The sequence below is a fragment of the Trinickia acidisoli genome (assembly GCF_017315725.1).
Taxonomy (GTDB): Bacteria; Pseudomonadota; Gammaproteobacteria; order Burkholderiales; family Burkholderiaceae; genus Trinickia; species Trinickia acidisoli.
This window is the reverse complement of record NZ_JAFLRG010000001.1, coordinates 407,291-433,121: the sequence shown is the minus strand read 5'-3', so window position 1 is coordinate 433,121 and position 25,831 is coordinate 407,291. Positions and strand designations below refer to the sequence as shown.

Here is a 25,831-nt window from a genome sequence, read left to right as displayed (position 1 = left end):
AAATGCTTAGACGCTTCTGGCTGCTCTTCGCCCAAGCGGTGACCGTGGTGCTCGCGCTGCTGTTCATCGTGGTGACGCTCAAGCCCCAATGGCTGCAGCATCAAGGGCTGTTCGGCAAACAGCTCGCCTCGCCGATCGTCGCGCTGCGCGAGGTTGCACCGGGGTCGGGCTCCGGGCCGGCCATGGCCTCGTATGCCGACGCAGCGCAAAAAGCGATGCCGGCCGTCGTCAACGTGTTTTCGGGCAAGGGCGGATCGACGCCGCCGAATCCGCACGCGAAAGACCCGCTGTTTCGCTACTTCTTCGGCAATCCCAAAAATCAAAATCAGCAGCAACAGCAGCAGCCCGAAGACGAGACCGCGACGAACCTCGGCTCGGGTGTGATCGTCAGCCCGGAAGGCTACATTCTAACGAACGAACATGTCGTGGACGGGGCAGACGAGATCGAGGTCGCCCTGGCCGACGGCCGCCGCACGACCGCCAAGGTGATCGGCGTCGATCCCGAAACGGATCTCGCCGTGCTCAAGATCAACATGACCAATCTGCCGACGATCACGCTCGGCCGGATGGATCAAGTGCGCGTCGGCGACGTCGTGCTCGCGATCGGCAACCCGTTCGGGGTCGGCCAAACGGTCACGATGGGCATCATCAGCGCGCTCGGGCGCAATCACCTCGGCATCAATACGTTCGAGAACTTCATTCAAACGGACGCACCGATCAACCCCGGCAACTCAGGCGGTGCGCTCGTCGACATCCACGGCAATCTGCTCGGAATCAACACGGCAATCTACTCGCGCTCGGGCGGCTCGCTCGGCATCGGCTTCGCGATCCCCGTCTCCACCGCGCGCAGCGTGCTCGAAAGCATCATCACGACGGGTTCGGTCACGCGCGGGTGGATTGGTGTCGAGCCGCAGGACGTCACACCGGCGATCGCCGAATCGTTCGGGCTCGAGCAGCGCGGCACGATCGTCGCGGGCGTCCTGCAGGGCGGCCCGGCCGACAAAGCCGGCATCAAGCCCGGCGACGTCCTGCTCGAGGTCAACGGCGAGGAAATCACCGATACGACACGGCTTCTGAACGTGATTGCGCAGATCAAGCCGGGCACTCAGGCCAAGGTGAAGCTGACGCGCAAGAAGAAGGAGATGGAGGTCGTCGTCACGATCGGCAAACGCCCGCCGCCACCGAAACAAACCGACAATAGCGACAACGACGACGGTGACTCGCAGGGAGAATGACGCATCGCGAGCCGACTCGCACGCATGCTCGCCAGCAGTGCGAGCTGCATGCGCCAATGCGCGCTAACCCGCCGCGCCCTCTTCCTCGACGACAGGCCGGTCCTTGCCGACGATCAAGCGCGCCGCGATGATCCCCGCTTCATAGAGGATGATGAGCGGCAGCGCGAGGATCAGTTGCGAAAAGACGTCGGGCGGCGTGACAACCGCCGCGACGATGAACGCGCCGACGACCACGTAAGGCCGGATGCTGCGCAGCTTCTTGAGCGTCAGCACGCCCATGCGCACGAGCAGCACGACGATGATCGGCACCTCGAACGTAACCCCGAACGCTAAGAACATCGACAACACGAAGCTCAGGTAATTGTCGATATCGGTCGACATCTGCACGTTGAGCGGCGCATTGTAGTGCGCCATGACGCGGAAGATCGTCGGAAACACGACGAAATACGCGAACGACATTCCAGACAGAAACAGCGCATAGCTGCTGCCGACGAGCGGCAGGACGAGCTTCTTCTCGTGCTGATAGAGCCCCGGCGCCACGAATGCCCAAATCTGGTAAAGCACGAACGGCAGCGCGATCACGAGCGCCACGAGCATCGTCACCTTGATGGGCACGAAAAACGACCCGGTGACGTCGGTCACGATCATCCGCCCGCCCTTCGGCAGGTTTTCCATCAGCGGACGCGCAAGCAGCCTAAAGATGTCCGTGGCCCAATAAACGAGCCCGAGAAAGACGATGATGACGGCCGAGCCCGCCTTGATGATGCGGTCGCGCAGCTCGACGAGATGCGAGATGAACGACTCTTCTGTGCCTTCGTCCTGCGTGTGCTGGGGGTCGCTCACACCGGCCCTCTTAAGAAGATCGACGCGCGGCGCGTCGAAAGATCGGAAATCGGAAGCCAGCCGTCGATGACGTGCATGGTGTCAAGGCATGGGGTCAAAGAAAGCGTCGCTGCTTGCGCAGGCTCGCAGGCGTATGCCGCGCCACGCGCGCGGCCCCCGATTGTACGTGCGGGCGCCGGCTTGTGGCGCGCTTGTACCAGACGGGCGCGGCCGAGCGCTTGGTGCGCCAACTGACGCGCTTGATCGCGGGCGGTGTGGTGGTGCGCCAGGACGATGCGCCGGCATCGCCCGTCGCATCCTCCAACGCCGCCCCGCCGCCAGCATTGCCGGGCGAGAGCGAGGTGCCGGCCCGGAACGCCTCGTTCAACTCGGTTTCGTGCTTGCGCAGATTGTCGTGGATGCTGTTTTCGACGTTGCGCGCGGCCGACTCGAACTCGCTCTTCATCTGACGCAGCGCGTCGAGTTCGATCTCGCGCGTCACCTCGGCCTTCACGTCGTTGATGTAGCGCTGCGCGCGCCCGAACAGCGCACCTGCCGTGCGCGCGACGCGCGGCAGACGCTCAGGCCCGAGCACGACGAGCGCGACCACGCCGATCAACGCCATCTTCGTCAGTCCGAGATCGAGCATGTGAGTGGCCTAGTCGTCCGTGGTCCGTTATACGTTTTGCCTTCGTGCGGTCGCGCCGGCTCGCTCGCGTGCCGAGGCCCGCAGGGCGGCGCGGCATGCGCTCAACGGTAGTCGTTCGAGCGCGTCTTTTCCTTCGCTTCGACGTCGATCGTGTTCGAGCGCGGCAACTCGCGCCGCTCGGGTTCGGCCGGCGTGGAAGCGGGCGGCGGTGCGTCGGCATCTTTGATGCCTTCCTTGAAGCCTTTCACCGCGCTGCCCAAATCACTGCCGATGCTGCGCAGGCGCTTCGTGCCGAAGACGAGTGCCACGATCAAAAGCACGATCAACCAGTGCCAAATGCTGAATGAACCCATGAGAACCTCCCGAGCTTGCCGCCGCGCGTTGCGACGGCAATGAATACCGGCCTTGCGACCGTAACCGGAGCGCGTACGCGCCCTGTCGACCGATGCGGCAGCAGGGTGTGCCGCCCGTTACCCCATCCGCTTCCACGGACGCGGACCGGCGAGTATGTGCGCATGCAAGTGATAGACCTCCTGCCCACCGCCCGGCCCCGTATTGATGACCGTGCGAAACCCCGTATCGCCGCCGGTGTACGCGCAACCGAGCTGCTCGGCCAACCGCGCCACCAGTATCAACATTTTACCAAGTAGCGGCGCATCGCTTTCGTTGCAATTGGACAAGGTTTCGACATGTTTTCGAGGAATCACGAGGACGTGCGTGTCCGCCGCCGGATGAATGTCCTTGAAGGCAACGAAATCTTCGTCCTCGTGAACCTTCGCGCTCGGGATCTCACCCGATGCGATTTTGCAAAATATGCAGTTGTCGTGACTCATGGTCTTCCTGGTGGCGAAGATGGCGCGACGCGGTCAAAACCACGCCCGCGGCTCCAACGGCTTGTTATCGTAGAGATACAGCCAGCCTTTCACGATACGGTACAGCATCCAAATCGACACGGCCGCCAGGATGGGGAAGCCGATGAAGGCGAACGCGAGCAAGCCGCCGACGATATAACCGATCAGCCCCCGCCAGAACGTGCGGATCAGCCATTCGATATGCGCTTCATACGGAGTGCCGGCGGCATCGTCCCGCTTCAAGTAGGCGATGATAACCGCGACGATGATCGAGATGCCGCCCGTAAACCAATGCAGCGCATAAAGCGCATAGAGAATATGCGTGAGCGTGCGCAAATCGCCGCCTGCCGTGGACGTCGGGTAGGAGACGGGCGTGTCCGGTCGTTGTTCCATCTTCACTCTCCTGTCCTCGCACTCGCATGCTCGACGCGCGCGCCGGCTCAGCCGCCGTTTTCCTCGCGTTCGCGCCGCTTCCTGAGCGCCTTTTCCTCGATGCCCGATAGGCCTTCGCGCCGCTCGAGTTCCGCGATGACGTCGGCGGGGCTCAGATCGTAGTGCGACAGCATGACCAGGCAGTGAAACCAAAGATCGGCCACTTCGCCGACAAGCGCGGCCGGCGCGCCGCCTTGGCGAACGTCCTTCGCGGCGAGCACGACCTCGGTCGCCTCTTCGCCGATCTTCTTCAAGATGGCGTCGTCGCCCTTGTGAAACAAGCGCGAGACGTACGAGGCCTCGGGATCGCCGCCCTTGCGGCTGTCGATGACCGCGGCCAGGCGCAGCAGCGTGTCCTCGGTCGTCGCGCCGGCAGCGCCCGCGGTTTGGGTGGATTGCGGAGATTGCGTCATCGGTAGATCTGTTCCGGGTCTTTCAGCACGGGGTCGACGGCGATCCAGTCGCCTTCATCCGCCGTGCCTTCGAATTTCTGGAAAAAACAGGCGTGGCGCCCTGTGTGGCAGGCAATGCCCGACACTTGCTCGACCTTGAGCAACACGACGTCCTCGTCGCAGTCGAGCCGCACCTCATGGACGTGCTGCACGTGGCCGGATTCCTCGCCCTTGAACCATAGGCGCTGGCGCGAACGCGAAAAATAGACGGCGCGGCCTGTCTCGATCGTCTTGGCGAGCGCCTCGCGGTTCATCCACGCGAACATCAGCACGTCGCCCGTCGTTGCTTCCTGCGCAATCACCGGCACGAGACCGTTCGCGTCCCATTGCACCTTGTCGAGCCAGGGTTTCTCTGCGGGGGCGTTCATGCCAGCCTCACGGGAATGCCGCGCTCGGCCATGAAGCGCTTCGCCGCGCCGACCGTGTGCTCGCCATAGTGGAAGATGCTCGCGGCCAGCACGGCATCGGCATGGCCTTCGACGATGCCGTCGGCTAGATCCTTCAGCGAACCGACACCGCCGGAAGCGATCACGGGTACCGGCACCGCATCGGACACCGCGCGCGTGAGCGCGAGATCGAACCCGCTTTTCGTGCCGTCGCGATCCATGCTCGTCAACAAGATTTCGCCGGCGCCGAAATCGGCCATCTGCTTGGCCCATTGCACCGCATCGCGCCCCGTTGCCTTGCGGCCGCCGTGCGTGAAAACTTCCCAGCGCGCCGGCTCGCCCTCGCCCGATACGCGTTTCGCATCGATCGCGACGACAATGCATTGCGAGCCGTATTTCTGCGCAGCCTCGCGTACGAGCTCGGGGCGCGCGACGGCCGACGAGTTCATGCTGACTTTGTCCGCCCCCGCGTTGAGCAATCGCCGCACGTCTTCGACCACGCGCACGCCGCCGCCCACCGTCAGCGGGATGAAGACCTGCGCCGCCACCGCTTCGATGATCGGCAGGATCAGGTCGCGCTGATCGGAGGTGGCCGTGATGTCGAGGAACGTCAGCTCGTCGGCGCCTTGCTCGTCGTACCGGCGCGCGATTTCGACCGGATCGCCGGCGTCGCGCAGCTCGACGAAATTGACGCCCTTGACGACGCGGCCGGCGGTCACGTCCAGGCAGGGAATGATGCGTTTAGCTAGAGCCATGATGGTGCAATTGCCGCTAAGTGAGCCGCCTGCGGCAATGCAGGCGGCATGATGCCGAGACGGGCGCGGGTGCCGCGGCTGTTCGGGCCGGCGCCGCTCGCGTTTGCGCGGGCGGACCGCAAAGCAGCCCCGAACGCCGGCTGCCGGGCTGCCGGGCTGCCGAGCCTGACTTGCCCGCGGACCCCGCGTACCCCGCGTACCTTTACGCGTCGTCCGATTCGCGCAGCGCGTCGGCGCGCGTTTGCGCGGCGCCGAAATCGAGATCGCCCGAATAGATCGCACGCCCGCAGATGACGCCTTCGACACCTTCGTTTTCGACTTCGCACAACGCGTCGATGTCGGCCAGATTCGAGAGCCCGCCGCTCGCGATCACCGGGATCTTCACGGCGCGGGCGAGGCGCACCGTTGCTTCGATGTTGATGCCCTGAAGCATGCCGTCGCGGCCAATATCGGTGTAGATGATCGACTCGCAGCCGTAGTCCTCGAACTTTTGGGCCAGATCGACGACTTCGTGGCCCGTGAGCTTGCTCCAGCCGTCCGTCGCCACCTTGCCGTCCTTGGCGTCGAGGCCGACGATGATGTGGCCGCCGAACGCCGTGCAGGCGTCCTGCAGGAAGCCCGGGTTCTTCACGGCGGCCGTGCCGATGATCACATACGACAGGCCATCGTCGAGATAACGCTCGATCGTCTCGAGATCGCGGATACCGCCGCCGAGTTGCACGGGGATCTCTCTGCCGACTTCGTCGATGATGGCTCGGATAGCTTCCTCGTTCCTCGGCTTGCCCGCGAAGGCGCCGTTCAGGTCGACCAGATGCAGCCGCCGTGCGCCGCGATCGACCCAATGTCGGGCCATCGCCGCGGGATCCTCGGAAAATATCGTCGCCTGGTCCATATCGCCTTGTTTAAGGCGCACACACTGACCGTCCTTGAGGTCGATGGCGGGAATCAGCAGCATAGCAATCGCGTGAAATCTGGGAGGTTGAGAATCGGTGGCCTCCGGCGCCGGGCACACAACCACCCCCGACGTCGAAAAGCCGTGTCGCTTAGTTTAGTACAACTCTTTCGGGACTCCGCCCGCTTGCCATCCGTATCGGACCGAAGCACGCAAACGGCCGCACCTCGTTCATGGGTTCCAATCGACGAAATTGCGGTACACGCGCAGCCCCGTGTCGGCGCTCTTCTCGGGGTGAAACTGCGTCGCGAAGAGGTTCTCGCGCGCCACCGCCGACGTGAACGTCGTGCCGTAATCGGTTTCGCCGGCCGTGTGCTCGGGGTTTTCGGGAACGACGTAATAGCTATGCACGAAATAGAAGAACGCGCCGTCGGGCACGCCGGCCCACAGCGGATGGGCGCGCGTTTGCCGCACGCGGTTCCAGCCCATCTGCGGCACCTTGAAGCGCGAACCGTCGTCCTGCAGGCGGCCGTCGAGCCGAAAGCGCGCCACCTTGCCCGGCATCAGGCCGAGACCCGGCGTCGAACCTTCTTCGCTCCAATCGAACAGCATTTGCTCGCCGACGCACACGCCCATCAGCGGCTTGGCGCGCGAGGCTTCGAGCACCGCCTCCTGCAGCCCCGATTCGCCGAGGCAGCGCATGCAGTCGGGCATCGCGCCCTGGCCCGGCAGCACGATACGCTCGGCCGCGCGAATTGCTTCGGGACGATCGACGATCGCCACGTCCGCTTCGGGTGCGGCCTTCCTCAGCGCTTGGTACACCGAGCGCAGGTTGCCCATCCCGTAATCCACAATCGCAATCTTTTTCATCTCAAGCAGCGCTTTTTCAGCGCAAGTTAGGCAGCAATGCCTTCAATCCGTCGACGATGAACTCCACCGCCAGCGCCGACAACATCAAGCCCATGAGCCGCGTGCCGATGTTGATGCCCGTCTGGCCGACCCAGCGAGCGATCGGCTCGGCAAGCCTGAGCGCCCCGAAACAGATGACCGCGATCACCGCGCCGATCCCCACGAGCCCAACCCGGTCGTACCAGTGAAAAGCGCCCGCCGAATAGACGATCACCGTGCTGATCGTGCCGGGGCCCGTCAGCAACGGGATCGCCAGCGGCACGACGGCGATGCTGTTCTTCGATTCGGCCTCGTCGCGCTCCTCGGGCGTCGCGCGCGTGTTGCCGATCTGCGCGTTCAGCATGTTGATGGCCATCAGCAGCATGATGATGCCGCCGCCGACTTCGAGCGAACCGACCGAAATCCCAAAAAAGCTGATGATCTGCTGGCCGAGCAATGTCGTCACGGCGATCACGCAAAACACCGAGATCGAGGCGATGCGGATCGTGCGGCGCCGCTCCGCGTCGGAATGCGCCGACGTGAGGCTCAAGAAGAACGGCACTGCGCCGACGGGATTGATCAGCGCCAGCAGTGAAATAAACGATTTGAGAAGATCCATCGCAAGCCGGCGCCCCGGTCGGTCCAGCCGCTTTATTTAGAGACTGCCCTTCGTGGACGGAATCTGCCCCGCCGCACGCTCGTCGAGTTCGACTGCCATGCGCAGCGCGCGGCCGAACGCCTTGAACACCGTTTCCAACTGATGGTGCGCGTTGATGCCGCGTAAGTTATCGATGTGCAGCGTGACGCCCGCGTGATTGACGAAGCCGCGGAAAAACTCGATCGACAAATCGACGTCGAACGTGCCGATCCGCGCACGCGTGAACGGCACGTGGAACTCGAGCCCCGGACGGCCGGAAAAATCGATGACGACGCGCGACAGCGCCTCGTCGAGCGGCACGTAGGCGTGACCGTAGCGGCGAATGCCTTTTTTGTCGCCGATCGCCTTGGCCACCGCCATGCCGAGCGTGATGCCGGTGTCTTCGACCGTGTGGTGGTCGTCGATATGCAAGTCGCCATGCGCCTCGACGTCCAGGTCGATCAGGCCGTGGCGGGCGATCTGATCGAGCATATGGTCGAGAAACGGCACGCCTGTGGCCAGCTTTTGCCGGCCCGTGCCGTCCAGATCGATCTTCACACGGATCTTCGTTTCGCTGGTATCGCGAAACACTTCCGCTACGCGCATGGAAAACCTCGAAGTGACTTTTATTTCAGCGCTAGCTGAAGCGCCGCCAGCATTTGTGCGTTTTCGTCGGGCGCACCGACCGTCAAACGCAGGCAATTAGCCAGCAATGGATGCATTTTACCCAGGTTTTTGACCAAAACCTTCGCCCCGAGCAGGACACCGAACGCCGCATCGGCATCGGGCACGCGCACGAGCAGGAAATTGCCCGCGCTCGGGAACACCGTCGCACCCGGCAAAGCCGCCACCGCGGCCGACAAGGTCGCGCGCTCTGCGCGCAATTGCGCGGCCTGCGCCTCGAGCACGTCGACGTGATCGAGCATGAATTCCGCGGCCGCCTGCGTCAGCACGTTCACGTTGTACGGCGGGCGCACTTTGTCGAACTCATCGAGCCAGGCCGGCGCGCCGGCGAGGTAGCCGAGCCGGATGCCGGCCAGCCCCAGCTTCGAAACGGTGCGCATGACGACGACGTTGTCGTAATCGAGCACACGCCCGATCCAGCTCTTTTGCGCGAACGGCTGATAAGCCTCGTCGATGACGACGAGGCTGCCCTGCGCCGCCGCGATGATGCGCTCGATGTCGGCGTCCGGGTACAGCGTGCCGGTCGGGTTGTTCGGATAGGCCAGATAGATGATGGCCGGCTTGTGCTCGGCAATCGCGGCGAGCATCGCGTCGACGTCGAGCGTTAAATCGGCGCGGTGCGGCACGCCGACGAACTCGAGCTGCGCGAACTTCGCCGACATCTGGTACATGACGAAGCCCGGCACGGGAGCGAGCAGCTTCGCGCCCGGCTTCGCACAGGCGACGGCAATCACGCTGATGATTTCGTCCGAGCCGTTGCCGAGCAGTACGTCGGCCCCGCTCGGCACGCCCATCACCTGCTTGAGCTTCTGAACGAGCACGGCCGGCCGCGGCTGCGGGTAGCGATTGAGCGCGATGCCGGCCAATACCTCGCCCAGCTGCGCGGCAAGCGGCGCGGGCAGCGCGAACGGATTCTCCATCGCGTCGAGCTTCACGAAGCCTGTCGCATCGGCAACGGCGTAGGTCGTCATCGACAGCACGTCGGCACGGATGACGTCCGCGGGTTTCGTCCCGGTGCGCGCCGGGACGCTCCCAAGCGTACCGGGGGCCCCCTCGGGGGGGAGCGAAGGTTGTGTCATCTCAGCCGCCTTGTTTCATTCGGTATTCGGCGCTGCGCGCGTGCGCCGGCAAGCCTTCGCCATAAGCAAGTTCGGCCGCGATCTCGCCGAGCGTTTGCGCGCCCTCGGCGCTCACCTCGATGACGCTCGAGCGCTTGAAGAAATCGTACACGCCGAGCGGCGACGAGAAACGCGCCGTGCGCGAAGTCGGCAGGACGTGATTGGGCCCGGCGCAATAGTCGCCAAGGCTCTCGCTCGTGTAGCGGCCCAAGAAGATCGCGCCCGCATGCCGGATCTCCTTCGCCCATTGATGCGGATCGAGCGCCGAAATTTCCAGGTGCTCGGGCGCGATTTGGTTGGCGATCGCGCAAGCCTCGGCCATGTCGCGTACCTTCACGAGCGCGCCGCGATCGACGAGCGAGCGCTCGATCACGTCGCGGCGCGGCATCGTCGGCAACAGTTCGACGATCGCCTCCTGCACGCGCGCGATGAACGCTTCGTCGGGGCACAGCAGGATCGATTGAGCGAGCTCGTCGTGCTCGGCCTGCGAGAACAGGTCCATCGCGACCCAGCGCGGATCGGTCGTGCCGTCGCAGATCACGAGAATTTCCGAGGGTCCGGCGATCATGTCGATGCCGACCGTGCCGAACACGCGCCGCTTGGCCGCCGCAACGTACGCGTTGCCGGGGCCGCAGATTTTGTCGACAGCCGGCAGCGTTTGCGTGCCGTACGCGAGCGCGCCGACCGCCTGCGCGCCGCCGATCGTGAACACGCGGTCTACGCCGCCGAGCAGCGCAGCGGCCAGCACGAGCGGATTGCGCACGCCATCGGGCGTCGGCACGACCATCACGATCTCGCGCACGCCGGCGACGCGCGCCGGAATGGCGTTCATCAGCACCGACGACGGATAGGCGGCCTTGCCGCCCGGCACGTAGATGCCGGCGCGATCGAGCGGCGTCACCTTTTGGCCGAGCACGGTGCCGTCGGCTTCCGTGTATTGCCAGCTATGGCTGCCGCACTCGATCTTCTGCTTCTCGTGGTAGGCGCGCACACGCGCCGCCGCCGCTTCGAGCGCCGCGCGCCGCTTCGGCTCGAGCCCTTCGAGCGCGGCTTCGAGCTCGCTCTGCGGCAGCTCGAGCGCCGCGACGCTCTCGGCCGACAATCGATCGAAGCGGTTCGTGTACTCGAGCACGGCCGCATCGCCGCGCGCTTTCACATCGGCCAGGATCTGGCCGACCGAGCGCTCGATCGCTTCGTCCTCGCTCGCCTCGAAGGCAAGCACGGCAGCGAGCGCTGCGCTGAAGCCGCCGGCGCTCGAATCGAGTTTGCGAATCGTAAGTGACATGCTGGTATCCGTTTCGGTAATGCGTGCCGGGCGAAACGCGCGGCACGCGCGGCGGGCCTGGCCCGCGTCAGGTACTTGACGCCGTGCGCCGCGAGGCCTGCTCGAATGCGTCGAGCAGCGGCGCCAGCGCCGCGCGCTTCAGTTTCAGCGCCGCTTGGTTCACCACGAGGCGCGAGGAGATCTGCATGATCTGCTCGACCTCGACGAGATCGTTCGCGCGCAGCGTGCCGCCCGAGCTGACGAGATCGACAATCGCATCGGCCAGGCCGACCAGCGGCGCAAGCTCCATCGAGCCGTACAGCTTGATCAGGTCGACGTGAACCCCTTTTGCCGCGAAATGCTCGCGCGCGGTCTGCACGTACTTCGTCGCCACGCGCAGCCGCGCCCCTTGGCGCACGGCGTTGGCATAGTCGAAACCGGCCTTCACCGCCACCGACATCCGGCAGCGCGCGATGTCCAGGTCGATCGGCTGATACAGCCCCGAGCCGCCGTGCTCGAGCAGCACGTCCTTGCCGGCGACGCCGAAATCGGCCGCGCCGTACTCGACGTAGGTCGGCACGTCGGTCGCCCGCACGATGATGACGCGCAAGTTCGGCGCACTCGTCGGAAGAATCAGCTTGCGCGAGGTTTCCGGATCCTCGGCAACCTCGACGCCGGCGGCCGCGAGCAGCGGCATCGTTTCCTCGAAGATGCGCCCCTTCGAGAGCGCAAGCGTCAAAGGCGTCGTATCGAGCGTACTCATGCGTGGTTCTCCGATGCGGCCGCGGGCCGGTCCGACACGCGGCGCACGCGAGCGCCGATCGCCGTCAACTTTTCTTCCATGCGGTCGTAGCCGCGATCGAGATGATAGATGCGATCGACGAGCGTTTCGCCCTCGGCCGTGAGCCCGGCGATGACGAGGCTCGCCGACGCGCGCAGGTCGGTCGCCATCACCGTCGCACCCGACAGACGCGACACGCCGGTCACGAGCGCCGTATTGCCGTCGATCGTGATGTGCGCACCCAGCCGATTGAGTTCCTGCACGTGCATGAAGCGATTCTCGAAGATCGTCTCGACGATTTGCGACGTACCGCCGGCGATCGCGTTCAGTGCCATGAACTGCGCCTGCATGTCGGTGGGGAACGCCGGGTACTCGGACGTGCGAAACGAGACGGCCGTCGGACGCTGCGCCATCCGCACGCGAATCCAATCGTCGCCCTCTTCGATCGTCACGCCGGCCTCGCGCAGCTTCATCGTCACGGCCTCGAGCGTGATCGGCCGCACACGGCGCAGCGTGACGTCGCCGCCGGCTGCCGCCACGGCGCACAAGAACGTGCCCGCTTCGATGCGGTCGGGAATCACCGTATGGTGTGCCCCATGCAGCGTGTCGACGCCTTGGATCACGAGGCGATCGGTGCCGATGCCCTCGATTTTCGCTCCCATGCTCACGAGCAATTGCGCGAGATCGCTGACTTCAGGCTCGCGCGCCGCGTTTTCGAGCACCGTTTCGCCATCGGCCAGCACGGCCGCCATCAGCAAGTTTTCGGTGCCCGTGACAGTGATCATATCCGTCATGATGCGCGCGCCTTTGAGCCGCTGCGCGCGCGCTTCGATATAGCCGTGCTCGATGCTGATCTCGGCGCCCATCGCCTGCAGGCCCTTGATGTGCTGATCGACCGGCCGTGCGCCGATCGCGCAGCCGCCAGGCAGCGACACTTTCGCATGCCCGAAACGCGCGACGAGCGGACCGAGCACGAGAATCGACGCGCGCATCGTCTTCACGAGCTCGTACGGCGCGACGGGATTGTCGACGGCCCCGGCGTCGAGCGTCAGGTGCGATCCCGTGCGATCCTCGCGCACGCCCATCTGCGCGAGCAGCTTGAGCGTCGTGCGCACGTCCTGCAGATCAGGCACGTTCTCGAGATGGATCGGATCGGCCGTGAGTAGGCTCGCGCAAAGAATCGGCAGTGCCGCGTTCTTCGCGCCCGAGATGCGGATTTCGCCGGCAAGCGGCCGGCCGCCTTCGATCACGAGCTTGTCCATGCTGATTTGCCCCGTTCGGGCCTCCGTGGCGGCGCCGCTACCGGCGTCGCGTGAATCTTGTGTAATGCGCACGCTCGTTACTCGATTAACCGTTCTGCCATTCCGACGGCGTGAGCGTCTTCATGCTCAGCGCGTGGATTTCCTGTCGCATGCGCTCGCCGAGCGCCGCATAGACGAGTTGATGTCGCTGGATCAGGCGCTTGCCTTCGAATGCGTCGGAGACGATCGTCGCAAAAAAATGCTGACCGTCGCCTTCGACCTCGAGATGCCGGCAGGCGAGGCCGGCTTCGATGTATTGCTTGACCTGATCGGGGGTCGGCAACATGGTGAACGCTCCTTTCCGATTCAATAACGCAGCTTGTAGCCCGACGCGAGCAGACGCATCGCGAGCACGGCGATCAGCGCGAAAAATCCGCCGACGACGGCCAAGCTCACGAACGGGTCGATATCGGACAAGCCGAAAAAACCGTAGCGAAAGCCGTCGATCATGTAGAAAAACGGGTTCAACCGCGATACGTGGCGCCAGAGCGTGGGCAGCGTATGCGTCGAATAGAACACGCCCGAGAGAAACGTGAGGGGCATGATCAAGAAATTTTGAAACGCCGCGAGCTGATCGAACTTCTCGGCCCAGATACCGGCGATGAGCCCGAGCGTGCCGAGAATCGCCGAGCCGAGGACGGCAAACGCCACGATGAAGAGCGGCGCGGTGAACGTCACGGGGATGAACCAAATCGTGACGACGAACACGCCGAGACCCACCGCGAGCCCGCGCACGACCGATGCGAGCACGTAGGCCCCGTACATCTCCCAATAGGTGAGCGGCGGCAGCAGCACGAACACGAGGTTGCCGGTGATTTTCGATTGGATCAGCGACGACGAGCTGTTCGCGAACGAATTTTGCAGCACGCTCATCATCACGAGGCCCGGCACCAGAAAGCTCGTGTACTCGACGCCCGGATAGACGTCGACGTGCCCGCGCAGCGCATGGCCGAAGATCGTCAGATAGAGCAGCGCCGTGACGACGGGCGCAAGCACCGTTTGGAACGAGACCTTCCAAAAGCGCAGGAGCTCTTTATAGAACAGGGTGCGAAAGCCGCTCATGCCAATCCCTCGACGAGTTCGGGCGCGTTCATCAGTTGAACGAAAACGTCTTCGAGGTCGGCCTTGCGTACGTCGATCTCGTCGAACGCGCAGCCCGCTGCCCGGCATTGAGCAAGGATGCGCTCGACGTCGTCGTAGCTCGACAGGCGCAGCAGATGCTGCCGAGCGTCCGCCGCGGACGGGTCGATTTCGAGCGGACGCAACTCCGTGGGCAGCACGCCTTCGGTAAAACGCACGAATAGTTGCATGCCGGCGAAGCGCTGCAGCAGTGCGCTCGTGCTGTCGAGCGCGACCACCTCGCCACGACGCAGCATGGCGATGCGGTCGCACAGCGATTCGGCTTCTTCGAGATAGTGCGTGGTCAGCACGATCGTGTGGCCTTCGCGGTTCAAGCGCGAGATGAATTTCCACAACGTTTGGCGCAACTCCACGTCGACGCCCGCCGTCGGCTCGTCGAGCACGATGACGGGCGGACGATGCACGAGCGCCTGCGCAACGAGCACGCGCCGCTTCATACCGCCCGAGAGCGCGCGCATGTTCGCATCGGCCTTCTCGGTCAGATCGAGATTGGCCATGACCTCGTCGATCCAATCGTCGTTCCGATGCAGCCCGTAATAGCCCGACTGAATCCGCAGCGTCTCGCGCACCGTGAAGAAGGGATCGAATACGAGTTCCTGCGGCACGACGCCGAGCGCGCGCCGGGCCTCGCGAAAATCGGCAACGACGTCATGCCCCCGTACCGCTACGCTGCCTTCGTCGGCGCGCGCGAGCCCCGCGAGAATGCTGATGAGGGTGGTCTTGCCCGCGCCGTTCGGGCCGAGCAGGCCGAAAAACTCGCCCTCCTCGACCGTCAAGCTGACGCCTTTGAGCGCTTGCAGCGCCTTGTAGCGCTTCTTGACGTTGCGGATTTCTATCGCTGACATGGGTGTGCGCGGCCTTTATCGGCGGCGCGCCTTTGTTTAGACGTGATTCGTGACGAACCGCGGGCACGGACGGGCTGTTGGCGCAAGCCGCGCCGGCGGCGAGCGCCGTGCCGATCGGCTGCCCGAAAAACGGTTGATTATAGGCTAAGTCAGGACTGCCCACCGGACGCCCACGCGTGCGTCGCGGTGGCGGGAGCGAGCCGCGTCAGAGCGGCGCGGCGGCGGGCGCCGAAACGCTCTGCGCAACGAATAGCGCATCGATGCCATAGACCTGGGCGAGACTTGCGAGACCATCGGGCACGTTGCGAACGCCGAGCGACTTGCCGCGCGCTTGCGCGGCGCGGCGCCAGGCGAGCAGCACGGCAAGCGCCGACGAATCGAATTGCGTGAGTTGGGCACAATCGACTGCCGTCGCGCCGGCCTCGATGCGGGCCAAGCCGGCCGCGAGCGCGGCCGTCGCGCTCGCATGTGTGAGCGTCGCGCCGGTGGCGAAACAGCTCGTATCGAGGCTCATGACGGTTGCTGGCCCGCGGCGAGTTGCTGGTTGCGCTGCGTCAGGAACTGCAGCAAGCCGCTTACGCCGCCTTGGCTGATCTTTTCGGCGAACTGCTGCTGGTACGCCTGAATCAGCCACGCGCCGGCGACGTTCAGATCGTAGACACGCCAGCCTTGCGGGGTCTTGTACAAACGGTAGTCGAGTTCGACCGGCTGACCGTTGTTCGTGATGATCGAGCGCACGACGACGTCGGTTGCCCCCGGATCGGCACGGAACGGCCTGAACTGCACGGTTTGGTCGCGCACTTGCGACAGCGCGCCTGCGTACGTGCGGATCAAGAGCATCTTGAACTGCTCGACCATTTGGTCCTGCTGCTGCGGGGAAGCCTGGCGCCAAGCGCGGCCCATCGCCAATTGCGTCGTGCGGCGGAAATCGGTGTACGGCAGGATCTTTTGGTTCACGACCTGCGTGATCTTGTTGATGTCGCCATTCTTGATGCTCGGGTCGGTCTTGATCTGATCGAGCACCTGAGTCGTGACCGTTTTGATCATGCCGTCGGGCGAATTCGTATCGACCGTCTGCGCGAAGCCTACGCGGCTGAACGCGAACAACGCGGAAAATAAAGCAAACCAGAAGAATTTTTTCATCGTCGATCCTTAAATTTCGCGGAACCGGAATTCGAGCTCACCATGCCATGCAAGTTCGCGACCGGTCCAATATCAGGCGGCAACAGTCGTTTCGAATCGTTACCGCGCCTATCTAAACGCACGCTCAAAACGGCAGGTGAATCGTCGGCAAACCACCGCGCGGCGGCGGCACGTACTGCTGCCCCGGAACCGTCTGACTTTCACTGTTCGGGCCGCCAAGCGGCGCGGGCACGGCGATGGGTGCCGATGCGGCGCTCGTCGCGGGCGCGGCGCTCGCCGGTGAAGCAGGTGCAGGTGCAGGTGCGGTCGTGGACGCCGGCGCCGGCGCGGAACTCGACGCCGCTGCCGGTGCCGAAGCCGCCTCGGCGGCCGGCGCCGAGCCGTCATCGTACTTCGGCAGCGATTCGTCGTAGTTCGGCAGGTTATCCGCCCCGTCGCCGTCCGAGATCAGGAAGCGGCGGCGCTGCAGATACGCGTTGCGCACGAACGAGTACTTGTCGATCGCGGCGGCCGACAGTACGTCGACCGTCGTCAGCAGATTGGCGCGCGTGTTCACGAGGTTCACCCCGTACAGCGCCCAGCTCACGCTCGAGGGCTGCACGTAGCTGAGCGGGTTGCCGTAGTAATCGACGACGAGACCCGCCGCATCGCGCACCGTGCTCGGGCCGAGCAGCGGCAGCACGAGGTACGGGCCCGCCGGGACGCCGTAATGGCCGAGCGTCACGCCGAAATCGGCCGAATGCCTGGGCAGCTTCGCGAGCGTCGCGACGTCGAACAGGCCGCCGACGCCGAACACCGTATTGATGACGACGCGCATGACGTCGCCCACGCCGTCGGCGATCTTCAATTCCAGCAGTTCGTTTGCCGCGACGTAGACATCGCCGATATTGGAGAAGAAATTCGTGACGCTCGAGCGCACGGGCTGCGGCACGGCCCACTTATAGCCCTTTGCGACGGGCTTGAGCGCGTACGTGTCGACGGTGTCGTTGAATTTGAAGACGGTTCGGTTCAGGCCCTCGAGCGGATCGCCCGGCGTCGGCGTTTGGACGGACGCGCAGCCGGCCAATGCTGCCGCGGCCAAAGCAAGCGTCACGTTCTTCGCGCGCGTGGTTCGCATTATTGTTCTCCGTTGACTCACTCTGTCTGTGATTCGATCAGCTTCCGGCGCTAGCCGCCGCCGGCGAGCTAGCCGCCGGGGCGCTCGGCGCCGAAGCCGCGGGCGTCGGCGCGAGGGCAGGCGCGGCCTTCGCGCTGCCCGCATCGGCGGCCTTGCTGTAAAGGAATTGGCTGATCAAGTTTTCCAGCACGATCGCCGATTGCGTCATCGAAATCGTGTCGCCGGCCTTGAGCATCGCCGTGTCGCCGCCCGGCTCCAGCCCGATGTATTGCTCACCGAGCAGCCCGGACGTCAGAATCTTCGCCGACGTATCCTTCGGAAACGGATACTGCTTGTCGATGTCGATCGTGACCACCGCCTGATAAGTATTCGTATCGAAGCCGATCGACGAGACACGCCCCACGACGACGCCCGCGCTCTTCACGGGCGCGCGCACCTTCAGCCCGCCGATGTTGTCGAACTTGAGCTCGACGGGATAGGTCGGCTGGAACGACAGCGAGCTCATGTTGCCGACCTTGAGCGCGAGAAAGAATACCGCGATCAAGCCCAGCAGCACGAACAAGCCGACCCAAAAGTCGAGAACAGTCTTTTTCATCGTCATTCCAACAAAGAAAGATTGGCTGAGCGCGGCGCGCACCGCCGGGCGCATCAGCTAAACGCGTCAACTGAACATCAGCGCCGTCAGCAGGAAATCGAGCCCGAGCACGGCGAGCGACGCGTAGACGACCGTGCGCGTCGTCGCCAGCGACACCCCTTCGGGCGTCGCCTTGGCTTCGTAGCCTTGGAACAGTGCGATGAACGTCACCGCGAAGCCGAACACGACGCTCTTGATGACGCCGTTGCCGACGTCGCGCCAGACGTCGACGCCGCCTTGCATTTGCGACCAGAACGCGCCGGCGTCGACGCCGATCAAGAGCACGCCGACGACATAGCCCCCGAGCACGCCCAACGCGCTGAAGATCGCCGCGAGGATCGGCATCGAGATGATCCCGGCCCACATGCGCGGCGCGAGTACGGTGGCAATCGGATCGACCGCCATCATTTCGAGCGCGGTCAGTTGCTCGCCGGCCTTCATGAGGCCGATTTCGGCCGTCAGCGACGTGCCCGCCCGCCCCGCGAACAGCAGCGCGGTCACGACGGGCCCGAGTTCGCGCACGAGCGAGAGCGCGACGAGCAGCCCCAGCGCCTGCTCGGAGCCGTAGCGGTTCAACGTGTAGTAGCCCTGCAAGCCGAGCACGAAGCCGACGAACAGCCCCGACACCGCGATGATGACGAACGAGTAATTGCCGACGAAGAAGATCTGCTTGACGACGAGGCGGGGCCGGCGCAGCAGCGCGAGCCCCTCCAGGACGATGCGCAGGAACATCCGCGTCGCGTAGCCCGTGCGCGTGACGCGGCCGATGACCCAATGTCCGAGTGCGCTGATCATGGCCGCCCCCCCAAGCCGAAATCCGCCGCGAGCGTCGCCTGCGTCGGGTAGTGGAAACGGAAAGGGCCGTCGGGCGCGCCGTCGATGAACTGCCGCACGGTCGGGTCTACGGATTCACGCAGTTGCGCGGGGGTGCCGTGCGCAAGAACCGTCCCGTTCGCGAGAAAGTAGACGTAATCGGCGATCGCAAACGATTCGGGCACGTCGTGCGTAACGAGGATCGACGTAGCACCGAGCGCCTGGTTCAGCGTGCGGATCAAATTCGCCGTGATGCCGAGCGAAATCGGGTCGAGACCGGCGAACGGCTCGTCGTACATCATCAACTCGGGATCGAGCGCGATCGCGCGCGCCAGCGCCACGCGCCGCGCCATGCCGCCCGAGATCTGCGACGGCGCGAGATCGCGTGCGCCGCGCAGCCCCACCGCATTCAATTTCATGAGAACGAGGTCGCGAATCAGCGCCTCCGGCAAATCGGTGTGCTCGCGTAGCGCGAAAGCAACGTTCTCGAACACCGACATGTCGGTGAACAGCGCCCCGAACTGAAACAGCATGCCCATCTTGCGGCGCAGCGCGTAAAGACCTTCGCGCGTTTGCTTGCCGACGTCGCGGCCTTGAAACAGCACCTCGCCGCGCCGCGCGCGCTCGAGGCCGCCGATCAAGCGCAGCACCGTCGTCTTGCCGCCGCCGGAGCCGCCCATGACGGCCACGACCTGGCCGCGCGCAAAGCGCATGTTCAGGTTCGAAAGGACGAGACGATCTTCGCCGTAGCCGAAGTCGACGTTGCGAAGCTCGAGAAGGGTCTCGGAGGATGAAGGCGGCACGAAGCGGGCTTTCCTTTTACGCGGAAGCGAAATTATAGGGCCTCAGCGATAACCCTGTGATGACGCGACCATTACCGCGCGCGCAACGGTGCGTTGCCGGCTACCTGCGTTCGGATGCAGCCCGCGAACGACCTAGATCATGAAAGCCTGCCGTAAGCGCTCGACAGCCTGCGCCGGATCGGGCGCCGCGGTGACCGCGCTCACGACCGCCGCGCTGCCCACGCCCGTCGCGAGCACGGCCGCAAGCCGGCTCAGGTCGATGCCGCCGATGGCGACGAGCGGCACGTGCGCGCCGAGGAGCCGCACGTAGCGTTCGAGCCGTACGAGCCCCTGCGGCGGCGTGACGAGCGTTTTCGTCCCAGTCGGAAATATGGCGCCGAACGCAAGGTAGCTCGGCCGGAAATGCAACGCCCGCAGCATCTCGTAGTAACCATGCGTCGATAGGCCGAGCCGCATCCCGGACGCCGCGATCGCGGCCAGATCGGCCGTTTCGAGGTCTTCCTGCCCCAGATGCACGCCGTATGCCCCGGCTTGCGCCGCCTCACGCCAATGGTCGTTGATGAACACGCGGGCCTGGTGGCGGCGGCCGCAGGCGACGGCGCGCGCGATTTCGTCGCGAAGCTGCTCGGGCGTCGCGTCTTTCACCCGCAGTTGCACGGTCGCAACGCCCAGCGCGAGCACGCGCTCGACCCATTGCGCGCTCGGGACGACCGGATAGAGCCCGAGCCGCGACGGGCAAGAAGGGAACGACTGCGCGGGGGCGGCGGGCAAGCCGGCGGCACGCGGAAAGCGCGACAGATCGATGGGCCAAGCCTCTTCGCCGCGCGTCTCGTCACCATCGCACCAAGCGAGCGCGAGCACGAGTGCGTCGTGAGGCTCGAAGCCGCAATCGAGAAACGCCGCCAGTGCCGCGAGCCAGTCCTCGGCGAGCACGCCTTCCAGCACGAAACGCTCGCCGCCGCCCGTCGTCAGCGCCGCGCCGGCCGTGCCGACTTCGATCACGCCCGCGCCGGCCGCGCGCCAGGCCACCATGTCGCGAGGCTCGGCCTGACGGCCGATCACGACAACGAGATCGCCCGCGCGCGCCGTATCGGGCGCGGTGAGGCAAATGCGCCATGCCGTAACCGCGGCCGGCCAATCGCCGAGCCGCACGCGGATACGTTCGGCCGCCTCGATCAGTTCATCGGCAGGCGGCCAGAACAAGTCGCGATCGGACAGTGCCAGTCTTTTCATGCCTCACTCCGTGCGGCGCGGGTCGCGGCTGCCCGGCTCGGCCGCGACCGAAGTCGATCCAAACCGTCGATCCGCACGCTTACCGCCCTCATGACCGATCCTGGTGCCAAAACGGCATACCGACGATGGGCGTGCTCGCCTGCGCGCTCTCGCGCTCGGCCATCGGCCCGGCCACGTACGCGTCGCGGCCCGCCTGCACCGCCAGCGCGAACGCACGCGCCATCGCGGCCGGGTGCGTCGCCTGCGACACCGCGGTGTTGAGCAACACCCCGTCGAAGCCCCATTCCATGACCTGACACGCGTGCGACGGCACACCGAGCCCCGCATCGACGATCAGCGGCACGTCCGGCAGCCGCTCGCGCAGCACGCGCAAGCCATACGGATTGACGACGCCCTTGCCGGTGCCGATCGGCGCACCCCACGGCATCAGTGCCTCGCAGCCCACATCGAGCAGCCTGCGCCCCACGACGAGATCCTCGGTGCAGTAGGGCAGCACCTTGAAACCGTCCTTGACGAGCCGCTCGGCCGCTTCGATCAAGCCGATCGGGTCGGGCTGCAGCGTGTAGTCGTCGCCGATCAGTTCGAGCTTGATCCAATCGGTCTCGAATACCTCGCGCGCCATATGGGCCGTCGTCACCGATTCGGCCACGCTCTGGCAGCCGGCCGTATTCGGCAGGAGCGGCACGCCGCGCGCCTTGAGCAAATCGAAGAAGCCTGCCTCGGCCGTCTGCGCGTTCATCTGCCGGCGCAGCGCGACCGTCACCATGCCGGGTCGCCCGGCGTCGATCGAATCGGCCAGCGATTGCAGCGACGGATACCGCGACGTGCCGAGCAACACGCGGCTCGCGAAAGTTTCGCCGTAAAGCGTCAACACGTCGGCGGAAAGGGAGACGGGTTCGGAAGCGGAATTCATCGGATGTCCTGATGTGCTCGAATGAGGTACTCGACTACGGAGAGACTCGAAAAGCCGGGCGACGCTCAACCGCCCGCCACGGGATGGACGACGTCGATCTTGTCGCCCGCCCGCAAGGCCCGCGCCGCATGCTGGCCGCGCGCGACGAATTCGCCGTTCAACGCGACGGCGAATGGCGGACGCGCGCCGAAAACCGACAGCGCGTCGGCGAGCGTCGCTTGCTCGGGCAGCGACAACGGAGTTTGGTTGACTTGAACATCCATGATCAGCGGTACGTTTCGCGTTTGACGATGTTGACTATGACTAAAAAACAGCGGCTCGAGCGTTAGGGGCGCAGGGGATTCGTTCCGACAGCGGGCATGCCGTCACACGCCGGCGACCGGCATGAGCGGCGCGCCCGATGGGAGCTTCACTTGCGACGCGGCGCAATGGAGCATCGTCGCCCAGGGCGACGCTTCACGCAGCGCGCCGAACGCGTCGGCATCTTTCACCTGTCCCGTCAGCAGCGCGGCGGCCAGATCGGCGGCCGCCCTCGACACCTCCGGCACGATCATATAGCCGTGCCGGTACAGTCCATTTACGCTCAGCGTTTGCGCGCCGTCCCACGTAATCGAGGGACGATGATCGGGCAGCGTGGGGCGGCACTGCGTATTGAGTTCGAGAATACGCGCCTCGCCGAAGCCGGGATGAACGGCGAACGCGGCGCTCAACAGTTCGAGGGCGGAGCGCACGCTGACGGGCGACATATCCTCGCCTTCGATCTCGGTGGCGCCCACGACATAGACGTCGTCCTCTTTCGGCGCCAAATAGATCGGATAGCGGGGGTGAAGCAGTCGCACGGGACGCGTGAGCCCGATGCCGGGCGCCTTCACGCGCGCCACTTCGCCGCGAATGCCGCGCAGCGACGGCAGCACCGGTTTCGCGCCGAGCCCGCGGCAATCGATCGTCACGCGCGCACGCGGCCGCGCAAGGTCGTCCACGCTCGTATTCCAATGCGTGACCACGCCGCGCTCGGCCAATCCGGCGGCAAGCGCACGCAACACCTGGCGGTTGTCGAGCTGGCCCTCGCGCGGCATCAGCCACCCCGTCGCGAAACGTCCCGCCAGCGCGGGCTCGGCGGCGGCCAACGCGTTGCCGTCGACGCGCGCGAACCCGCCGTCGGCGAGCAGCGCGGCCGGCGCGTTGGCTCGCACGCGGCGCTCGAACAGCGACGCCTCCGCGCGGTCCGCGTGGTGCCAAACGATCAGCGAGCCGTTGCGCTGAAAGAACACGGGCTCGGGCAGCGCCGCGATGATGCGCGGCCACTCGTCGAGCGACGCCGCGCCGAGTTCGACGATCAGCGGCTCGGCCACGGCCGCCTCCGCGAGCGGCGCCAGCATCGCGGCCGCAACCCATGCGGCGGAAGCGGAACCGGAGGCGTCGCCACGTTCATAGAGTGCGACCTGATGGCCGGCGCCGGCGAGCCGCCAAGCGACGAGCCGGCCGCAAAGGCCCCCGCCGAGCACGGCGAAATCGGGCAGCGACGGCGTTCCGGTTGAAACAACTGAAGATTGGGCGGTCATCGGATCGATCCTTTTCGTACGGCCAAGCGAGCGCACGTACACAAGGACGAAACCGGCCGGTGAGGCCGGCCGGGCGCGCGGCGTCGACAAGACGCGAGCGGAGCCCGGCGGGGAGGACGACCCGCGAAAGCGGCGTCCAACGCAAAGCGTTCCCGAAACTTCCCGCGCCGGTATTACCCGGATCGGGTGCGAAGGGTCTCTCTCAGCCTCGCGCTAGTACGGCAAACGTCGTACGAGCCACCTGCAACAGTGCGAAGCACCCCTGTTTCGTCGTCGGCCATTAGACCATAAAAGACCGAGCGCCCGCAAACGCGCGACGAGCGGCCGCACCGCAATGAGCGCGCCCTTTTTTTCTCCCATCGTCGCACGCGTGCGGAAGGGCGCCGCGTCGCTCTCTGGCACAATGTCCGATCACGGCACGCCGATCACGTCCCTTGCCAGTGCGGCACATGGCCTGCTTTCGAGCACGGTGCGGCGCTAAGCGATGGGCAATGAGCGCGGTTGGCCGTAAAGACTCGTTAAGGCTCGTTTAAGAGGCTCGCGCAACAATCCGCGGCGACAAGACATCGAGGCGCGCGCCCCTGTCGTCGAGTCGCGCACCTGATTCGGAAACACCGTTCGGAACCCCTATGACTGCGTCCCTCACCCCCGTCCCTGCGCGCGACGACTCGCCGTCCCCCACCCTTTCGGCCTCGGCCTGGGGCCTCATCAAGCCGTACTGGGTATCGGAGGACTGGAAAGCCGCCTGGGGCTTGCTGGTGACGATCATCGTCATCAATCTGGTCATCGTCGCGATCAACGTTTGGTTCAACCAGTGGTCCGCGAAGTTCAACAATGCACTGGTGTCGAAAGACGTTCCGCAATTCTGGCGTCAGCTCACGCTGTTCGTCATCGCGGCCTTCATCTTCATCACCCTGGCTGTTTATCGCGTCTACCTGCGTCAGATGCTCGAGTTCCGCTGGCGCCAGTGGCTGACCAACCGGTATCTGCGAGCATGGCTAGGCGAACGCGCGTTCTATCGCATCGAGCGCGATCGGCTGGCCGACAACCCCGACCAGCGGATCAGCGACGATCTTCAATCGTTCGCCTCGAACACGCTCGAGCTCTCGCTCGGCATCCTGTCGACGATCGTCACGCTGTTCTCGTTCATTACAATCCTTTGGACCATCGCCGGCCCGCTGACGCTCAAGCTCGCCGGCGCGAGCTGGACGATACCGGGCTATATGGTGTGGGTAGCCGCCATCTACGCGATCGCCGGGTCCTATGTGATTCATAAGGTGGCTCACCCGCTCGTTTCGATCACCTACCAGCAACAACGCGTTGAAGCAGACTTCCGCTTCGGGCTCATCCGCCTGCGCGAAAACTCCGAACAGATTGCGCTGTACGACGGCATGCGGACCGAAGAAGGCAGCGCGCTGAATGTTTTCGCGCGGATTCGCGATAATTGGTGGCGCGTCATGAAGTACACGCGCCGCCTGAATTTCGCATCGATCTTTTACGGACAGGCAGCCATCATCTTCCCTACGTTGGTCGCGTCTCCTCGATACTTCGCGGGCGCCTTCACCTTCGGCGTGCTGATGCAGATCGCGGACGCTTTCAGCACCGTCAGCAATTCGTTCTCCTGGTTCATCAACAATTACTCGTCGCTCGTCGAATGGCGTGCCACCGTCAATCGTCTGCGTGAATTCGGCCGCGTGATCCAAAGCCCGCATCTGCGCGAATCGGTGTCGCCCGCTACCGAGCACGGCGGCATCAATCTGCATTACGTCGATGCGAACACGCTCACGACGAACGACCTGCAACTCGCACTACCCAACGGCACGCCGCTTGCCTCGATCGCCAACGTCACCGTGAAGCCAGGCTCGCGCTGGCTCGTGCGCGGCCCGTCCGGCGCCGGCAAGAGCACGCTGCTGCGCGCGTTCGCCGGGCTCTGGCCGTTCGGCGACGGCGCCATCGACGCACCGGTGGGCGCCCGCACGATGTTCGTGCCGCAGCAGAGCTATTTGCCGATCGGCACGCTCAAGGCAGCGCTCACCTATCCGTCACCGGGCGATGCGTTCTCCGACGAAGCCTGCGCCGATGCACTGCGCGCCTGTCGCCTCGATGACTACGTGGAGCGTCTGACCGAATCGGCACATTGGACGCGCGTGCTGTCTCCGGGCGAGCAGCAACGCCTGGCCGCCGCGCGCGCGCTACTGCACAAGCCCGACTTCCTGTTCCTCGACGAAGCGACGAGTGCGCTCGATCCCGCGAACGAAGCGCACGTTTACCGCTTGCTCGTCGACCGGCTGCCGGGCACGGCGATCGTCAGCGTGGCCCACCGTGAATCGCTCGTTGCAATGCACGAGCATGTGCTCGACATCGCGCGCGCCGATGAGCGCGCCGTCGCGTAAAGACGCAAGGGCGTCCATGACGATGCTGTTTCGGCAGCGATAAGGTGAATGAATAACCGCTATGCGGTACAGGCAAGCGAGCGCCGCC

General features: G+C 65.0%; 31 protein-coding genes and 1 riboswitch. Of the genes, 2 read left to right on the top strand and 29 right to left on the bottom strand.

From position 1 onward, the window contains the following. Positions 1-2 precede the first annotated feature (2 nt). Positions 3-1,235: a Do family serine endopeptidase gene (locus J3485_RS02075; protein ID WP_206950944.1), complete on the top strand. Its 1,233-nt coding sequence runs from the start codon at positions 3-5 to the stop codon at positions 1,233-1,235. 63 nt (positions 1,236-1,298) lie between these two features. On the opposite strand, the gene tatC is transcribed toward J3485_RS02075, so the two are convergent. The 29 genes from tatC to J3485_RS01930 all read right to left on the bottom strand — a co-directional run bounded on the left by tatC (position 1,299) and on the right by J3485_RS01930 (position 23,350). Next, complete coding sequence (gene tatC / locus J3485_RS02070; RefSeq protein ID WP_206950943.1) at positions 1,299-2,078, bottom strand: twin-arginine translocase subunit TatC; 780 nt, start codon at positions 2,076-2,078, stop codon at positions 1,299-1,301. A 94-nt stretch (positions 2,079-2,172) separates the two neighbouring features. Further along, a complete protein-coding gene (tatB, locus tag J3485_RS02065; protein ID WP_206950942.1) occupies positions 2,173-2,706 on the bottom strand; it encodes a Sec-independent protein translocase protein TatB in 534 nt (177 codons plus the stop codon). A 101-nt stretch (positions 2,707-2,807) separates the two neighbouring features. After that, complete coding sequence (gene tatA, locus J3485_RS02060; protein ID WP_206950941.1) at positions 2,808-3,059, bottom strand: Sec-independent protein translocase subunit TatA; 252 nt, start codon at positions 3,057-3,059, stop codon at positions 2,808-2,810. A gap of 117 nt (positions 3,060-3,176) precedes the next feature. Further along, a complete protein-coding gene (locus tag J3485_RS02055) occupies positions 3,177-3,539 on the bottom strand; it encodes a histidine triad nucleotide-binding protein (protein ID WP_206950940.1) in 363 nt (120 codons plus the stop codon). A gap of 33 nt (positions 3,540-3,572) precedes the next feature. Continuing rightward, positions 3,573-3,950, bottom strand: a complete 378-nt coding sequence (locus J3485_RS02050; RefSeq protein WP_206950939.1) for a DUF4870 family protein — start codon at positions 3,948-3,950, stop codon at positions 3,573-3,575. 47 nt (positions 3,951-3,997) lie between these two features. Then, positions 3,998-4,402 carry a phosphoribosyl-ATP diphosphatase gene (locus J3485_RS02045; protein WP_206950938.1) on the bottom strand — a complete coding sequence of 135 codons (405 nt, stop codon included), beginning with the start codon at positions 4,400-4,402 and terminating at the stop codon, positions 3,998-4,000. Next, complete coding sequence (gene hisI / locus J3485_RS02040) at positions 4,399-4,809, bottom strand: phosphoribosyl-AMP cyclohydrolase (protein ID WP_206950937.1); 411 nt, start codon at positions 4,807-4,809, stop codon at positions 4,399-4,401. Before hisI ends, J3485_RS02045 begins: the two co-directional genes overlap by 4 nt. Further along, complete coding sequence (gene hisF / locus J3485_RS02035; RefSeq protein ID WP_206950936.1) at positions 4,806-5,582, bottom strand: imidazole glycerol phosphate synthase subunit HisF; 777 nt, start codon at positions 5,580-5,582, stop codon at positions 4,806-4,808. Before hisF ends, hisI begins: the two co-directional genes overlap by 4 nt. Before the next feature lie 202 nt (positions 5,583-5,784). Further along, positions 5,785-6,537, bottom strand: coding sequence for a 1-(5-phosphoribosyl)-5-[(5-phosphoribosylamino)methylideneamino]imidazole-4-carboxamide isomerase (gene hisA, locus J3485_RS02030; protein WP_206950935.1), 753 nt, complete (start codon positions 6,535-6,537; stop codon positions 5,785-5,787). A gap of 168 nt (positions 6,538-6,705) precedes the next feature. Then, positions 6,706-7,344 (bottom strand): imidazole glycerol phosphate synthase subunit HisH, encoded by a 639-nt coding sequence (gene hisH / locus J3485_RS02025; RefSeq protein WP_206950934.1) that lies wholly within the window; start codon positions 7,342-7,344, stop codon positions 6,706-6,708. Between the two features lie 16 nt (positions 7,345-7,360). Further along, positions 7,361-7,981 carry a MarC family protein gene (locus J3485_RS02020; RefSeq protein WP_206950933.1) on the bottom strand — a complete coding sequence of 207 codons (621 nt, stop codon included), beginning with the start codon at positions 7,979-7,981 and terminating at the stop codon, positions 7,361-7,363. Positions 7,982-8,017: 36 nt separating this feature from the next. After that, the gene (gene hisB / locus J3485_RS02015; protein WP_206950932.1) at positions 8,018-8,605 is read right to left on the bottom strand and encodes an imidazoleglycerol-phosphate dehydratase HisB; all 588 of its coding nucleotides are present in this window, start codon (positions 8,603-8,605) and stop codon (positions 8,018-8,020) included. A 20-nt stretch (positions 8,606-8,625) separates the two neighbouring features. Continuing rightward, the gene (gene hisC, locus J3485_RS02010; protein ID WP_309477029.1) at positions 8,626-9,663 is read right to left on the bottom strand and encodes a histidinol-phosphate transaminase; all 1,038 of its coding nucleotides are present in this window, start codon (positions 9,661-9,663) and stop codon (positions 8,626-8,628) included. 100 nt (positions 9,664-9,763) lie between these two features. Further along, entirely contained in the window at positions 9,764-11,086 is a 1,323-nt protein-coding gene (gene hisD, locus J3485_RS02005) for a histidinol dehydrogenase (RefSeq protein WP_206950930.1), read from the bottom strand. Between the two features lie 67 nt (positions 11,087-11,153). Continuing rightward, complete coding sequence (hisG, locus tag J3485_RS02000) at positions 11,154-11,828, bottom strand: ATP phosphoribosyltransferase (protein ID WP_206950929.1); 675 nt, start codon at positions 11,826-11,828, stop codon at positions 11,154-11,156. Beyond that, positions 11,825-13,108 (bottom strand): UDP-N-acetylglucosamine 1-carboxyvinyltransferase, encoded by a 1,284-nt coding sequence (gene murA, locus J3485_RS01995; protein WP_206955596.1) that lies wholly within the window; start codon positions 13,106-13,108, stop codon positions 11,825-11,827. The genes hisG and murA overlap by 4 nt, the downstream gene beginning before the upstream one ends. Positions 13,109-13,193: 85 nt before the next feature. After that, entirely contained in the window at positions 13,194-13,433 is a 240-nt protein-coding gene (locus tag J3485_RS01990) for a BolA family protein (RefSeq protein ID WP_206950928.1), read from the bottom strand. A gap of 20 nt (positions 13,434-13,453) precedes the next feature. Further along, positions 13,454-14,209 carry an ABC transporter permease gene (locus J3485_RS01985; RefSeq protein WP_206950927.1) on the bottom strand — a complete coding sequence of 252 codons (756 nt, stop codon included), beginning with the start codon at positions 14,207-14,209 and terminating at the stop codon, positions 13,454-13,456. Next, positions 14,206-15,132 carry an ABC transporter ATP-binding protein gene (locus J3485_RS01980; RefSeq protein ID WP_206950926.1) on the bottom strand — a complete coding sequence of 309 codons (927 nt, stop codon included), beginning with the start codon at positions 15,130-15,132 and terminating at the stop codon, positions 14,206-14,208. Before J3485_RS01980 ends, J3485_RS01985 begins: the two co-directional genes overlap by 4 nt. Positions 15,133-15,337: 205 nt before the next feature. Further along, on the bottom strand, positions 15,338-15,646 hold the full coding sequence (locus J3485_RS01975; protein WP_206950925.1) for an STAS domain-containing protein: 309 nt from the start codon (positions 15,644-15,646) through the stop codon (positions 15,338-15,340). Then, a complete protein-coding gene (locus J3485_RS01970; RefSeq protein WP_206950924.1) occupies positions 15,643-16,275 on the bottom strand; it encodes an MlaC/ttg2D family ABC transporter substrate-binding protein in 633 nt (210 codons plus the stop codon). Before J3485_RS01970 ends, J3485_RS01975 begins: the two co-directional genes overlap by 4 nt. 124 nt (positions 16,276-16,399) lie before the next feature. Beyond that, a complete protein-coding gene (locus J3485_RS01965; protein WP_206950923.1) occupies positions 16,400-17,392 on the bottom strand; it encodes an MlaA family lipoprotein in 993 nt (330 codons plus the stop codon). Positions 17,393-17,429: 37 nt separating this feature from the next. Continuing rightward, entirely contained in the window at positions 17,430-17,993 is a 564-nt protein-coding gene (gene mlaD / locus J3485_RS01960; protein WP_206950922.1) for an outer membrane lipid asymmetry maintenance protein MlaD, read from the bottom strand. Positions 17,994-18,053: 60 nt separating this feature from the next. Then, a complete protein-coding gene (gene mlaE, locus J3485_RS01955) occupies positions 18,054-18,821 on the bottom strand; it encodes a lipid asymmetry maintenance ABC transporter permease subunit MlaE (RefSeq protein ID WP_206950921.1) in 768 nt (255 codons plus the stop codon). After that, positions 18,818-19,642: an ABC transporter ATP-binding protein gene (locus J3485_RS01950; protein ID WP_206950920.1), complete on the bottom strand. Its 825-nt coding sequence runs from the start codon at positions 19,640-19,642 to the stop codon at positions 18,818-18,820. Before J3485_RS01950 ends, mlaE begins: the two co-directional genes overlap by 4 nt. A 132-nt stretch (positions 19,643-19,774) precedes the next feature. Beyond that, a complete protein-coding gene (gene thiE / locus J3485_RS01945) occupies positions 19,775-20,875 on the bottom strand; it encodes a thiamine phosphate synthase (protein ID WP_206950919.1) in 1,101 nt (366 codons plus the stop codon). Between the two features lie 88 nt (positions 20,876-20,963). Beyond that, the gene (locus tag J3485_RS01940) at positions 20,964-21,788 is read right to left on the bottom strand and encodes a thiazole synthase (RefSeq protein WP_206950918.1); all 825 of its coding nucleotides are present in this window, start codon (positions 21,786-21,788) and stop codon (positions 20,964-20,966) included. A 65-nt stretch (positions 21,789-21,853) separates the two neighbouring features. Then, positions 21,854-22,051 (bottom strand): sulfur carrier protein ThiS, encoded by a 198-nt coding sequence (thiS, locus tag J3485_RS01935; protein ID WP_206950917.1) that lies wholly within the window; start codon positions 22,049-22,051, stop codon positions 21,854-21,856. A gap of 102 nt (positions 22,052-22,153) precedes the next feature. Further along, positions 22,154-23,350 carry an FAD-dependent oxidoreductase gene (locus tag J3485_RS01930; RefSeq protein ID WP_206950916.1) on the bottom strand — a complete coding sequence of 399 codons (1,197 nt, stop codon included), beginning with the start codon at positions 23,348-23,350 and terminating at the stop codon, positions 22,154-22,156. A gap of 142 nt (positions 23,351-23,492) precedes the next feature. Beyond that, positions 23,493-23,624: riboswitch (TPP riboswitch) on the bottom strand. 355 nt (positions 23,625-23,979) lie between these two features. Here J3485_RS01930 and J3485_RS01925 point away from each other — a divergent pair. After that, positions 23,980-25,743 (top strand): ABC transporter ATP-binding protein/permease, encoded by a 1,764-nt coding sequence (locus tag J3485_RS01925; protein ID WP_206950915.1) that lies wholly within the window; start codon positions 23,980-23,982, stop codon positions 25,741-25,743. Positions 25,744-25,831: the final 88 nt, after the last annotated feature.

What these genes read in the sequence shown, in the direction of transcription:
- J3485_RS01965 (WP_206950923.1), bottom strand. Translation starts at nt 17,392, where the DNA reads ATGCGAACCACGCGCGCGAAGAACGTGACGCTTGCTTTGGCCGCGGCA.
- hisG (WP_206950929.1), bottom strand. Translation starts at nt 11,828, where the DNA reads ATGAGTACGCTCGATACGACGCCTTTGACGCTTGCGCTCTCGAAGGGG.
- hisH (WP_206950934.1), bottom strand. Translation starts at nt 7,344, where the DNA reads ATGAAAAAGATTGCGATTGTGGATTACGGGATGGGCAACCTGCGCTCG.
- J3485_RS01925 (WP_206950915.1), top strand. Translation starts at nt 23,980, where the DNA reads ATGACTGCGTCCCTCACCCCCGTCCCTGCGCGCGACGACTCGCCGTCC.
- hisF (WP_206950936.1), bottom strand. Translation starts at nt 5,582, where the DNA reads ATGGCTCTAGCTAAACGCATCATTCCCTGCCTGGACGTGACCGCCGGC.
- J3485_RS01940 (WP_206950918.1), bottom strand. Translation starts at nt 21,788, where the DNA reads ATGAATTCCGCTTCCGAACCCGTCTCCCTTTCCGCCGACGTGTTGACG.
- tatB (WP_206950942.1), bottom strand. Translation starts at nt 2,706, where the DNA reads ATGCTCGATCTCGGACTGACGAAGATGGCGTTGATCGGCGTGGTCGCG.
- J3485_RS01930 (WP_206950916.1), bottom strand. Translation starts at nt 23,350, where the DNA reads ATGACCGCCCAATCTTCAGTTGTTTCAACCGGAACGCCGTCGCTGCCC.
- J3485_RS02020 (WP_206950933.1), bottom strand. Translation starts at nt 7,981, where the DNA reads ATGGATCTTCTCAAATCGTTTATTTCACTGCTGGCGCTGATCAATCCC.
- thiE (WP_206950919.1), bottom strand. Translation starts at nt 20,875, where the DNA reads ATGAAAAGACTGGCACTGTCCGATCGCGACTTGTTCTGGCCGCCTGCC.
- J3485_RS01970 (WP_206950924.1), bottom strand. Translation starts at nt 16,275, where the DNA reads ATGAAAAAATTCTTCTGGTTTGCTTTATTTTCCGCGTTGTTCGCGTTC.
- murA (WP_206955596.1), bottom strand. Translation starts at nt 13,108, where the DNA reads ATGGACAAGCTCGTGATCGAAGGCGGCCGGCCGCTTGCCGGCGAAATC.
- J3485_RS01985 (WP_206950927.1), bottom strand. Translation starts at nt 14,209, where the DNA reads ATGAGCGGCTTTCGCACCCTGTTCTATAAAGAGCTCCTGCGCTTTTGG.
- thiS (WP_206950917.1), bottom strand. Translation starts at nt 22,051, where the DNA reads ATGGATGTTCAAGTCAACCAAACTCCGTTGTCGCTGCCCGAGCAAGCG.
- tatA (WP_206950941.1), bottom strand. Translation starts at nt 3,059, where the DNA reads ATGGGTTCATTCAGCATTTGGCACTGGTTGATCGTGCTTTTGATCGTG.
- hisB (WP_206950932.1), bottom strand. Translation starts at nt 8,605, where the DNA reads ATGCGCGTAGCGGAAGTGTTTCGCGATACCAGCGAAACGAAGATCCGT.
- J3485_RS01990 (WP_206950928.1), bottom strand. Translation starts at nt 13,433, where the DNA reads ATGTTGCCGACCCCCGATCAGGTCAAGCAATACATCGAAGCCGGCCTC.
- J3485_RS02050 (WP_206950939.1), bottom strand. Translation starts at nt 3,950, where the DNA reads ATGGAACAACGACCGGACACGCCCGTCTCCTACCCGACGTCCACGGCA.
- J3485_RS02075 (WP_206950944.1), top strand. Translation starts at nt 3, where the DNA reads ATGCTTAGACGCTTCTGGCTGCTCTTCGCCCAAGCGGTGACCGTGGTG.
- J3485_RS02045 (WP_206950938.1), bottom strand. Translation starts at nt 4,402, where the DNA reads ATGACGCAATCTCCGCAATCCACCCAAACCGCGGGCGCTGCCGGCGCG.
- J3485_RS01975 (WP_206950925.1), bottom strand. Translation starts at nt 15,646, where the DNA reads ATGAGCCTCGATACGAGCTGTTTCGCCACCGGCGCGACGCTCACACAT.
- hisI (WP_206950937.1), bottom strand. Translation starts at nt 4,809, where the DNA reads ATGAACGCCCCCGCAGAGAAACCCTGGCTCGACAAGGTGCAATGGGAC.
- mlaE (WP_206950921.1), bottom strand. Translation starts at nt 18,821, where the DNA reads ATGATCAGCGCACTCGGACATTGGGTCATCGGCCGCGTCACGCGCACG.
- hisA (WP_206950935.1), bottom strand. Translation starts at nt 6,537, where the DNA reads ATGCTGCTGATTCCCGCCATCGACCTCAAGGACGGTCAGTGTGTGCGC.
- J3485_RS02055 (WP_206950940.1), bottom strand. Translation starts at nt 3,539, where the DNA reads ATGAGTCACGACAACTGCATATTTTGCAAAATCGCATCGGGTGAGATC.
- hisD (WP_206950930.1), bottom strand. Translation starts at nt 11,086, where the DNA reads ATGTCACTTACGATTCGCAAACTCGATTCGAGCGCCGGCGGCTTCAGC.
- mlaD (WP_206950922.1), bottom strand. Translation starts at nt 17,993, where the DNA reads ATGACGATGAAAAAGACTGTTCTCGACTTTTGGGTCGGCTTGTTCGTG.
- J3485_RS01980 (WP_206950926.1), bottom strand. Translation starts at nt 15,132, where the DNA reads ATGTCAGCGATAGAAATCCGCAACGTCAAGAAGCGCTACAAGGCGCTG.